Source organism: Peribacillus faecalis (assembly GCF_014712675.1).
In the GTDB taxonomy this organism is placed as follows: domain Bacteria; phylum Bacillota; class Bacilli; order Bacillales; family DSM-1321; genus Bacillus_AD; species Bacillus_AD faecalis.
On sequence record NZ_JACXSI010000069.1, the window covers coordinates 104,714 to 116,184 of the forward strand.

8 protein-coding genes and 1 pseudogene are annotated in these 11,471 nt (G+C 38.2%); 8 read left to right on the forward strand and 1 reads right to left on the reverse strand.

The features are described 5' to 3' along the window. The gene (locus IEO70_RS19200) at positions 1–900 is read right to left on the reverse strand and encodes a Ppx/GppA phosphatase family protein (protein ID WP_190999986.1); all 900 of its coding nucleotides are present in this window, start codon (positions 898–900) and stop codon (positions 1–3) included. Between the two features lie 207 nt (positions 901–1,107). Between IEO70_RS19200 and IEO70_RS19205 the strand changes: the two genes are divergently transcribed. The 8 genes and pseudogenes from IEO70_RS19205 to IEO70_RS19240 form a co-directional block, all read left to right on the forward strand. Then, on the forward strand, positions 1,108–1,533 hold the full coding sequence (locus IEO70_RS19205; RefSeq protein WP_190999987.1) for a PaaI family thioesterase: 426 nt from the start codon (positions 1,108–1,110) through the stop codon (positions 1,531–1,533). A 183-nt stretch (positions 1,534–1,716) separates the two neighbouring features. After that, positions 1,717–3,468: an Hsp70 family protein gene (locus IEO70_RS19210; RefSeq protein ID WP_190999988.1), complete on the forward strand. Its 1,752-nt coding sequence runs from the start codon at positions 1,717–1,719 to the stop codon at positions 3,466–3,468. Between the two features lie 39 nt (positions 3,469–3,507). After that, positions 3,508–5,733 (forward strand): tetratricopeptide repeat protein, encoded by a 2,226-nt coding sequence (locus tag IEO70_RS19215; RefSeq protein WP_190999989.1) that lies wholly within the window; start codon positions 3,508–3,510, stop codon positions 5,731–5,733. Positions 5,734–5,839: 106 nt separating this feature from the next. Next, on the forward strand, positions 5,840–6,943 hold the full coding sequence (locus IEO70_RS19220; RefSeq protein WP_190999990.1) for a nitric oxide synthase oxygenase: 1,104 nt from the start codon (positions 5,840–5,842) through the stop codon (positions 6,941–6,943). Between the two features lie 46 nt (positions 6,944–6,989). Beyond that, complete coding sequence (locus IEO70_RS19225; RefSeq protein ID WP_190999991.1) at positions 6,990–8,159, forward strand: serine hydrolase domain-containing protein; 1,170 nt, start codon at positions 6,990–6,992, stop codon at positions 8,157–8,159. Positions 8,160–8,235: 76 nt separating this feature from the next. Beyond that, entirely contained in the window at positions 8,236–9,498 is a 1,263-nt protein-coding gene (locus tag IEO70_RS19230) for a D-serine ammonia-lyase (protein ID WP_190999992.1), read from the forward strand. 117 nt (positions 9,499–9,615) lie between these two features. Beyond that, positions 9,616–10,143: a DUF2179 domain-containing protein gene (locus IEO70_RS19235; RefSeq protein ID WP_190999993.1), complete on the forward strand. Its 528-nt coding sequence runs from the start codon at positions 9,616–9,618 to the stop codon at positions 10,141–10,143. A gap of 297 nt (positions 10,144–10,440) precedes the next feature. Then, positions 10,441–11,343: pseudogene (locus IEO70_RS19240) on the forward strand (ABC transporter ATP-binding protein); the annotation flags it as partial. Positions 11,344–11,471: the final 128 nt, after the last annotated feature.

Here is an 11,471-nt window from a genome sequence, read left to right on the forward strand (position 1 = left end):
TTACCCCTCCTTTAAAACTTTCGAATATAAGTATCCTTCACGCACCCCGGTAGGGCTTACTGTAATTGTTTGGCTTCCGTAATGTTCGGCAATTAATTGGAGAATAATTAATCCGGGCATAATTGTATGCACCCTGTCGGGGATGGTTTGAAGCACCCGTCTAAGCATCTTTTTGTCAGCTTTATGCAAATGTTCGAGCAGTGTTTTAATATTTTGTATTTGCAGAAGCTGTTCTGACTGTTCTGGGAATAAATTATCATGCAGCTTTTTCGCAGCACGAATTGTGCCCCCGACACCGCATATGCCGTCATACTGAAGATTATAGTGTGAGCCCAGTTTATGTAATTCTTGCAAGACGTTTTGCTTAATAGCTTCTGCTTCTTCTTTTTTTGGAAACAACTTTTTGACATGTTTGGAGTACATACTCAAAGATCCGATCGGCAAGCTGACAGCTCTAGTGATCTTGCGGTCTTCAAAACTGACAAGTTCAGTGGAGCCGCCCCCGATATCAATGAACAGACCGGTATTAATATTGGAGTGAACAGCTGCGCCGTTATATCCGAGTGTTGCTTCCTCTTCTCCGGAAATAACGTCCACACTTAAGCCAGTTTCTTCATAAATAGTACGGACAACCTCATCGGTATTGATGATATTACGTAAAGAAGCAGTTGCGAAAACATGGATGTTGTTAATGTTGAAGTTTAGCAGTATGTCTTTGTAGGCTTTTAAAGTTTTGCAGGCGATTTTCATGCCTTTTACTGATAAATAGCCATCTGTTACATAACCGGCAAGACCTGCCATTGTTTTTTTGTGAAGTAATGACTGTACTTGCTGTTCGTTATATGAATATATATTAAGGCGAATAGTATTGGAGCCGACATCGATTATGCCATAAAGCATTAGTGTTCCCTCCTTATTGATAGGTAATATATGGCTATTGTGCTAAAATATATTATTACTACTTTAATATACAGATTTACTTTTGTGAAGATTAATATTGTGAATATTATGTAAATTTTGTGTAAAATTAATCAATACTTATTGCAATACTGAACAAATTAATGGTATGTAAATTAAAATGGAGAACAATGAGGGGTGGATGGCGGCATGGATGCAACGAAGCAAAGCTATTATCAATATTTAAAGGAGCTCTTTTTGAATGCTCCTTTTTCAGAAACATTGAACATTATCGGGACGGAAGCAGAGCCCGGACAAGCAACTCTCTATATGGAGATTAAACCGGACAAGCATATGAATACGAATCAAACATTGCATGGCGGTGTGACTGCCTCGCTTCTTGATACAGCGAGCGGCATGAGTGTCCGTACATTGCTGGATGAAACAGAGACAATTGCGACGGTCAATCTGTCGATTAATTTTTTGAAGCCGGGCTTCAGCGGAAAGCTGACTGCGAAAGGGCATGTGAAGTCAAAGGGCAAAAAAATGGCGACAGTCGAAGCGGAAGTTTTTGATGAAAACAATAATTTGCTTGCTAATAGTATAGGTACATTCGTTATTTTGCAGAAGAAATAGTAACCGTATTAAAAATTCAAGAAATCAGGAAGAGTCTGCTGATCAATTCGGGCAGGCTTTTTTTGTACAAAAAGCAATTCTATGAAAATTTATTCTCAATATTGGTTTATTTCTTTATTTCTTTGAACATAGATAAATAGCGGGTTTTTTATTAAGAAACAAGTTGATAAGGAGAGAGAAAACATGGTTAAAGGATTGGGTATAGACTTAGGAACTACGTATTCTTGTGTTGCGTATATTGATGAGAATGGAAAAGCTGTTGTGTTGAAAAATTCAGAAGGCAAGACGACTACACCATCTGTTGTTTATTTCGAAACAGAAAAAAATGTTATTGTCGGAGAGATTGCCAAACAGAGTCTGATATCAGAACCGGATAACACAGTCGCTTTTATTAAACGTGATATGGGAAAAGTAGATGAAGATACAAAGCAACCAATTATGAGAACCATTCAGGGAATGCAGATGTCTCCCCAAGAAATATCGGCTAAAATACTTACGAAATTAGTAAAAGATGCTAATGCAGAGCTAAGAGCAATAGGCAAATTAAGTGATTCTGATCCGGATGTGAAAGATGTTGTCATTACTTGTCCTGCATATTTTGGCATGGCTGAAAGAGAAGCAACGAAAGCAGCTGGTAAAATAGCCGGCCTAAACGTGCTGAATATTATTCCGGAACCGACTGCTGCAGCATTGAATTATGCACATGTGAGTCAAGATAAGCAAAAAAACTTTATGGTTTATGATTTAGGCGGAGGTACGTTTGATGTCACAATTATTGATATGAACAACGGCAAACCGAGAGTCATATGTACAGATGGCAGTCATACATTGGGCGGCAAGGACTGGGATGAAATACTGGTTCATTATTTTGCCGACAAATATTTAGAAGAAAAAGGCGAGGACATTAGAGAAAATCTTGATATTTTACAAGAATTGTTCTTGAAAGCAGAACAAACAAAAATTACATTAAGCAGCAGAGAAACAGCACCTATCATGATTATTGGTGATGCGGGAAGATTGAACTTTACTATGACAAGAAGCGAATTTGAAGAAAAAACGAAAGAGCTCTTAGAAAGAAGTTTAAGTTATACCGATACTTGTTTGAAAATAGCTGCTGCTAAAAAATTCAAAAAGGAACTCGAAGCGATAACAGACGAGGAAATGAATAAATATTTACATGAAAATATTACCGATATTCTTTTAGTTGGCGGTTCTTCTAAAATGCCTCAAGTATCAAAATTGATTTCCGATAGATATGGAATCGAACCGAAGGAAGCGGATTTAGATGAGGCTGTGGCAAAAGGAGCAGCCATTTGCGCTAGCAATGAGTTTATTGATTTCAGTGAAGAAGATTGGCAAGTAGTAAAAAATTCTGTTGGCGAGCAGGAGTATGAGGTTGTTAAAGAAGCACTTCAAACTGGTAATAAAACTATTATAAAACAATATGAAAATGTATTGCCAAGACATATGGTTCAAAAACAAGAATCCCGGGGAATGATTTTTACAAATGTATCGCCGAGAACGTACGGAACGTCTGCATATGAAGCTTCTAATACAGATAAGCTAGTAATTTTTAATTTTATTCAAAGAAATGATGAACTGCCGAAAACGCATACTCTATCCTTTTATACGAGATTAGAAGGGCAAAGCGGAGTTGATATTGAATTGTATGAATCATTTGCTATGAGTGCTAAAACGGAACTCGAAGATGCAACAAGAATTGGTTTTGGCGTACTTGATTTTCCGCACGCAATGCCAAAAGGAACGCCGATCGAAGTAACACTTAAAATGAACAGTTCAGGTTTATTGGAAGTTAGCGCTTTTCATAAGGAAACAAATAGTGTTTATAATGGTACCTTTGATGTTTCCAATTCTTTATCTTCAGAAGAAACAGAACAAGCTATTGAACGTAACAAAAAACAATCATTTAGTTAATCGGGATCCATTTAGTGGTGTATTCGTGAGGTGATATACATGACTGAAAAGACGTACTTTGAATTATTTAAAATTGAAGTGAATGAGTCATTAATTTTCAATCCGACACGAGAGTTTGAAGCAAAAATTAATAAAGCTTTTCAGGATTCAGAAAATAATTGGAAACAATTAAAGCTGAAGAACTTAGGAAAAGTAAGTGATGGGGCAGCGGAAAATTTAAAAAAACTGAAAGCGCATGAATTCGATATTTTAAAAGATCCGGAAGAACGGAAGAATTATTATTTGGAAATAAAAAAGGATAAGATAATCGAGTTAAAAACGGAATTAATCGAATCAAATGAAGCTGAAATAGACTTCGGACATTTACAGCGGAAATACAAGCAATATCTTTCGGATTCGGAAATGTTGGACGAATCGAATTTATTCACCGCTTTTGGATTTGATGAAAACGCCAGCTATGGAACTACTGAAAAGACTATGAAGAAGAAAATGGAAAGACTGCAAAAACAATATGACTCGCATCCAATTGATAGCAAGTACCAAAAATATATTAACTTAAAAAGCATATTAAAGAAATTTCAAAAAGAAGTGTATAAGACGGATGAGTTTAAGAATCATTATGAGGACTACAAGACAATACTGCGCTATTCAAACTTTATACAGCTATTAATAAAAGTAAGAGGAAAAGATATAACGGCTATATATTTCAATGATATTTTGTTGAAAAAAGCGGAGGAAGCCGGAATAGAAAAGCAAGAATTTACTCTGTTTCTGATGAAGTATCATATGTACTTTGGCATTAAAGGGATTTCCCCTGTTACAGACTACTATATTAAGAATTTCGAAAAAATAAAGCATGAAAAGAATGATAAACAACAAGAAATACTAAAAGGTACTTCTGTAAAGGAATTTGAGTATTCCCTTGGTCGAAGCGCATTAAAAGCAGAGAATCTTGATGAAGCATACTATCATTTTAAAGAGGCCAATAACATTGACCCTGGATTTGCCTTATATGAACTGGCAGAATTATATTATTCTGGTACGGAAAAATTGCCTAAGGATCTAAATAAGTCTTATAAATTACACCAGGAAGCGATTAAGGAGAAGAATAGAAATACCTGCAATAATCGGTATTCATTGTATCGTCTCAGTCAGATGACCTTCAAAGGGGAAGGTTGTAAAAAAGATGAAAAATTAGGATTTTCGTATTTAAAGAGTTTTATATCCTCAAACAATTCGCCGACGTCCGATTATTATGAGCAGGCCAGACTTGATTTGGCGGAGTGCTATTATAAAGGCAGAGGTACTGCGAAAGATTACAAACTAGCATTAAATACTTACCATCACCTATACAGTGCAGCAGCTAAAAAGCAAATTAAAAAGATTGAAAGAGAGCTTTCCTATAAACCAAGTTTAATGATTTGTTTATATATTGTTTCTTACATCATTTTATGCTTAGTGTCCATGCATTATATAGAAAAGGTTTTCTCTTCAAGTTTCAATCGTATAAATGTACTAACCTATTTTAGTATTTTATTTGCTTGGATGATTTATTCAGGTCTGTTTTTAAGTATCAAGCATTCGTGGTTAAATCAATTGAAGGGAATTAAGGGGACAACAGCTATAGTGAAAATTGTACGATTCTTTGATTCGCATAAAAAAGCGATTATCAGTACAGCGGTTCTATTATTTGGAGGCGTTTGTTTTTATTGGCTCTATACGAAGGGCATAATCAAACCGTGGTTAACAGAAGAGGATTATGGAGAGATTCCTGAATTAGTTTGTCTTTTATTAGATTATGGAGTCAACTGGGTTACTGCTGGAATAATGTTAATCGTATTGCTTCCTTTAATTAATATTATCAATACAAATATGTGTAAGCTGACGATTTTCGGCAGTATAAACGTGAATTTCAAATCAGTTCTTCAGGGAGTTGTCTGTGCATGTATATTCGTATTTGGTATTTACTATGCTGTGCAATGGTCGGCGACAAATGTCTTAACAGAGTTTAGTGTGTTGAAGTATATAGGAATAACTATCTTTATTTCTGTCATTGCATATTTGTTTAACTTACCTAAGATCATAAAAGAAATATTCAACGGAAAAACAGCCATGTATACATTGGCCGCTCTTTTATTGTATGGTGCTCTTACATGTGCGACGGTAGCAGAAAATTATGGCGACATACCAATAGCCACTACAATAGTGCAAGTAATGATCGCTTATTATTTTGTATTGAGTGGAAGAATAAGTGATATTTATTAAGGGGAGCAGTTTTAAGAAGTAACTGATTTTAGCAGACTTGAATATAATAACCTACTTTAAATGGGCTAATAATTATGAGTTAGCTATGTGAAGTGGGGAGATCGTCGTGGAACGTGAGGATTTGTTTAGAAAAGCAGCTCATTTTATAAGAGAGTGCTATTATGAGTTGGCGATTGAGGAGGAAATTGTTCGGCGTACAGAGGAGATCCGCAAAGAAATAGAGGAAACCGGATTTTATGAGCATAAATATGAAGAACTTGCTCACGGCGCAAAGATGGCATGGCGAAACAGCAACTGCTGTATCGGACGTCTTTTTTGGGAAAATCTCCATGTAATAGACGCTCGGAAAGCAAGTGGTGTAGAGGGTGTCTACAGGGGGATTCTCCATCATATTGAATATGCGACAAACGGAGGGAAAATTCGTCCGGCAATTACAATTTTTAAGCCATTCAGGAATGAGCAGGACAACATAATTATTTACAACCCGCAGCTAATTAGTTATGCAGGCTATAAAACAGATTGCGGATTAATAGGAGATGCACAGTCTGTTTCACTTACTGCGTTTTGTGAGAAGTCAGGGTGGGAAGGCGAAAAGAAGAATTTTCAGGTGCTGCCGGTAGTTTTCTCTATAGATGGTAATAAGCCTGAATGGTTTTCGATTCCCTCTGAATTAGTGAAGGAAGTACCCATTGAACATCCTGAATGGCCGATAAAGAAGCTGAATTTAAAATGGTATGCCGTTCCGTTTATTTCCAATATGAGACTTGAAATCGGCGGGATTTCGTATTGTGCTGCGCCATTTAATGGATGGTATACAGGGGCAGAAATCGGTGCCCGAAACTTTGCTGACAAAGACCGTTTTAATATGCTGCCGGCAGTTGCTGAATTGATGGGACTCGACTCGGGACATAATAGCTCATTGTGGAAAGACAGAGCGTTAGTTGAACTGAATGCAGCTGTTTTATATTCCTTTAAAAAACAAGGTGTAACAATTGTCGATCATCATACAGCTGCAGAGCAATTCAGGATTTTCGAGAAAAAGGAAGCTTTGTGTCAGCGGGGGGTGACCGGGAATTGGCAAGCATTAATCCCGCCGATGGCTCCTGCTTGTACCCATATGTATCACAAAAATTACAACGATGAAATAAAAACTCCTAACTACTTTCCGCGGGAATGCAGTCATCATTGTTCGGAAGGAAAAAATAGTTAAAAATCGAATAGTATATACTAAATGACTATGTTAGGGGGAATGCTGTATGAGTTATGCGGAACTTGATTTTATATTGCAAAAGTCGATAGCTGATATGGGTATACCAAGCGTTGTAGCAATTGTCGCAAATAAAGAAGAGATATTGTATGAAGAATCTTTCGGACAAATCGGCAAAGGAAGCCGGCAGCCGATTTCGATGGATACCGTTTTTTGGATTGCTTCGATGACAAAAGTTATCACAACTACAGCAGCCTTGCAGCTTGTCGAAAGAGGTCTCCTGCAGCTTCATGAGCCCGTAAGCAAAGTATTGCCGGATATTAATCGAATTCCGGTGCTTGCCGGTTTTGATGAGGATGGCAATGCGATATTGCGAAAGGCTGAAAATCAAATTACGCTTCATCATTTGCTGGCTCATACAGCTGGTTTTGTATACGATATGTGGAATGAGGACATTGTTGCGTTTACAAAAGAACGGAACATTCCCGGAATTATTCAATGCAAAAATGAAACATTGGAGAAAACGCCGGCAGTATTTAATGCCGGCAAACGCTGGGAGTACGGCATTAATATAGAATGGGTCGGTAAGGTTGTCGAGGCGGTCAGCGGTCAATCATTGAGAGATTATATGCTAAAGCATATTTTATTGCCGCTCGGGATGAATGATACGGATTTTCTCTTAAGCGAGGAGCAGCGTGCCCGCCTTGCGAAAATGCACGTCCGAGACGAAGATGGGCGTTTTCATGCCATTGACTTTGAAATGACACAAGAGCCGGAGTTTTTCATGGGCGGCGGAGGACTTTATTCGACAGCTGGCGATTACATGAAATTTATGCAAATGCTACTTAATGACGGCACTTTGAATGAGAAGCAAATATTGCAACCGCAAACGGTAAAGATGATGATGACCAATCAAATAGGCGATTTGAATATGCACCCGCTTATAACAGCAATTCCATCATCGACTAATAATGTGAACTTTTTTCCTGAAATGATTAAAAAATGGGGATACGGGTTCATGATTAACACGGAAGATGTGCCGGGCGGCAGACGTGCCAGCAGCCTCGCATGGGCAGGGCTAGGGAACACGTACTTTTGGATTGATCCGGTAGAGAGAATAGCTGCCGTGTTTATGACACAAATTTTGCCGTTTGCAGATGAGGATGTACTAGATGTGTTTTCGCAGTTTGAGAAAGCTGTATACAGGCATCTGTTGTAATGATAAGGAAGCGGGACTATCTTATAGGTCCTGCTTTTCTATGTATGGTAACATGAGTGAAATGGGGGATAAATGTATGGAAGGTTGGTTGGAACAATTTCCGTTAATGCAGGATATGACGGATGAGAAGCCTGTTTTTTGGGTTAACCCCGATTATGAGGCTGATTTTGTATTTCAGCTCGACGATGAACTGCTGAGACAGGCAAGTGAACGTTTTTATCGGTTTCAGCCGGTTTTAAAAAGTATATTTGGTGAAATTGCCAGTTTCGAAGGAATCATTGAATCACCGATTACCGACATATCCAAAATGAAAATACGTTTAGAAACTGTATATGAAACAACTGTTAAAGGGAATGTGCTTTTAAAGCGGGACGACTTGCTGCCTATTGCCGGTTCGATTAAAGCACGGGGTGGCTTTCATGAAGTACTGGCTTTTGCTGAGAAACTGGCACGAGAACATGGATTGCTTACTGACGGAGAATCGGATTATAGCTGTATTTTAAGCGAGGAAGCGAGGCAGCTTTTCAATCAATACCATATTGTTGTAGGCTCCACCGGCAATTTAGGGCTGAGTATTGGCATGATCGGTTCTTCGCTTGGTTTTCGTGTTTCGGTACATATGTCTCATGATGCAAAGCAATGGAAGAAGGACCTGTTAAGAAAAAATGGTGTAACGGTAGTCGAACATTTATCTGACTACTCGGTTGCGGTTGAACAGGCAAGAGCGATTTGTTCGGCTGATGAAAAGTCCTATTTTGTCGATGACGAAAATTCGCTGCTTTTGTTCGCCGGTTATGCGGTTGCGGCGTTGGAGCTGAAGCGGCAGCTTGCCGATTTAAACATTGATGTTAATTGCAATAATCCTTTATATGTTTACTTGCCTTGCGGTGTCGGCGGCGGTCCGGGTGGAATTACATACGGATTGAAAAAGGTATTCGGTAAGCATGTTCATTGCTATTTTGCCGAGCCGCTCCAATCGCCTTCTATGCTTCTCGGTTTAATGACAAAGCAGCATGACAGTATTAGCGTCTATGATATCGGTTTAACGAACCAAACAGAAGCAGACGGTCTAGCGGTAGGGCGACCTTCGAAATTTGTCGGCAAACTGCTCAAGAAAATGCTTGCCGGTATTTATACGGTTTCCGACTATGAACTGTTGCAACTTATGAAAACCTTGAATGAAACGGAAGAGATCTTTTTAGAGCCGTCTGCGCTAGCGGGCACGAAAGGACCTTGCGTCACTGGCAAAGAAGGTATTCATCTTGTTTGGGCGACAGGAGGAAGTATCATTCCGAATAATGTAAAAAAACAATATTTACAGAAAGCAAAAGAGCTTTAGAGATTAATTCTCTGTAAGCTCTTTTGTTTTTAGTGCTTAGAATTCCGGGTATAGAGTAGGAGATGGATATTTTGCGCGATTCATATTGTTTCGATATGAATAAAGGGGGTACTATTTGTGAAGGAAATTTTGATAATCTTGCTGTTGCAGCTAATTTATGTACCTTGCTTTACTTTGCGGACGATTTTTCTTGTGAAGCATTTAATCGTGCCGGCATCCATACTCGGATTTGTCGAGTCGTTAATTTATGTATTCGGTTTATCATTAGTTTTTAACGGTAATCAGACCTTCCTTGGAATGCTAGTGTATGCATTCGGTTTTGGGCTTGGGATTTTAATCGGCACAAAGATTGAACAAAAACTGGCGATCGGCTATACAACCTTTAATGTAAATCTCCCGCACAAAAATGAAGAATTGATTAAAAGACTCCGCAATGAAGGATACGGTGTAACCGTCTTTCATGGGGAAGGCATGAACAGTGAACGTTACAAACTTGAAATATTGACGAAGAGAAATCTTGAAGAGCAGCTGCTTACTTTAATAAAAGGCTACGAATCTAATGCTTTCATCATTTCCTATGAACCTCGAAGATTCAGCGGAGGGTATATTTTGAAAAATATGCGAAAAAATAAAATGAAAAAATGACCTTGTCTTTAGGGCTGTCCATGTATGCATATCGTATTGCTGCAATGGGCAGCTTTTTTTGATAGGCGAGATTTTGGAATTTAGTCCTTTTTCATCACTGTGAATCTATGTAATAGTTTCATAAAAATCAAGGACAGCAGCGGTTTTTCTAAAAATAGTTTCATATCGTAACGGTTAGGGTAAAAAAGTATCTATAACAGATGTCATCTTTTAGAATGTTTTACATATTTCGTTCTTTTAGTTTTTACATATGTATGTCAACTAAAAAAATGAGCATGTATCAAGGAGGGATTATATATGCTTCGATTTGAAAATGTTTCAAAAATATATGGGTCAAAGAAAGCTGTCGATAATCTGAATTTTGAGATTAACGAGGGAGAGTTTATTTGTTTAATAGGACCGAGCGGATGCGGAAAGACAACGACGATGAAAATGATCAATCGTCTGAATCGCCCCTCAGAAGGGAAAATTTATTTTAAAGAAAAAGACATTATGGAAGAGGATGCAGTCAAACTGAGAAGATCGATTGGTTATGTTATTCAGCAGATCGGTTTGTTCCCGCACATGACTATTCGCGATAATATCACACTCGTTCCGAAATTGTTGAAATGGTCTTTTGAAAAACGTAACCAACGTGCTCAAGAATTGTTGGAGCTTGTCAATATGCCACCTGAATATTTGGATCGATATCCGTATGAGCTAAGTGGCGGACAACAGCAAAGAATTGGTGTGTTGCGTGCGCTTGCGGCTGAACCGCCATTAATTCTGATGGATGAACCTTTTGGCGCGCTTGACCCAATTACACGTAACGCTCTGCAAGTGGAGTTCAAACACTTGCAACAAAAATTGGGCAAAACAATTGTATTCGTCACTCATGATATTGATGAGGCTTTGAAACTGGCAGACCGTATTTTCATTATGCGCGAAGGTCAGATGGTACAACAAGGATCGCCAAATGAAATACTACTGAACCCAGCAAATGAATTTGTTGAAGATTTTATCGGTAAAGAAAGACTTCAAGAAGCGAAGAAAAGTATTCAGACAGTTGGTCAAATTATGCTGAACAGCCCGGTTACAATTCAGCAGGACGGCCAATTATCTCATGCTATTAAGCGAATGAGAAAAACACGTGTCGATTCACTGATGGTTGTCGATGAAAATAATGTATTGAAAGGATTATTGAATGTAGAAGATATCGAACGCGAATTCAACTTGAATAAGAAAGCATTCCTGTATTGAAGCAAAATGAAGTTTGAACAAAAAAAGCCTCCTTGGTATGATACGAGGTGTCCAGTGCACGGGACCCTTAAATAACCAAAGGAGGACTT

Excerpts from the sequence above, each read along its gene's own strand:
- IEO70_RS19200 (WP_190999986.1), bottom strand. The coding sequence starts at position 900 with ATGCTTTATGGCATAATCGATGTCGGCTCCAATACTATTCGCCTTAAT.
- IEO70_RS19205 (WP_190999987.1), top strand. The coding sequence starts at position 1,108 with ATGGATGCAACGAAGCAAAGCTATTATCAATATTTAAAGGAGCTCTTT.
- IEO70_RS19210 (WP_190999988.1), top strand. The coding sequence starts at position 1,717 with ATGGTTAAAGGATTGGGTATAGACTTAGGAACTACGTATTCTTGTGTT.
- IEO70_RS19215 (WP_190999989.1), top strand. The coding sequence starts at position 3,508 with ATGACTGAAAAGACGTACTTTGAATTATTTAAAATTGAAGTGAATGAG.
- IEO70_RS19225 (WP_190999991.1), top strand. The coding sequence starts at position 6,990 with ATGAGTTATGCGGAACTTGATTTTATATTGCAAAAGTCGATAGCTGAT.
- IEO70_RS19230 (WP_190999992.1), top strand. The coding sequence starts at position 8,236 with ATGGAAGGTTGGTTGGAACAATTTCCGTTAATGCAGGATATGACGGAT.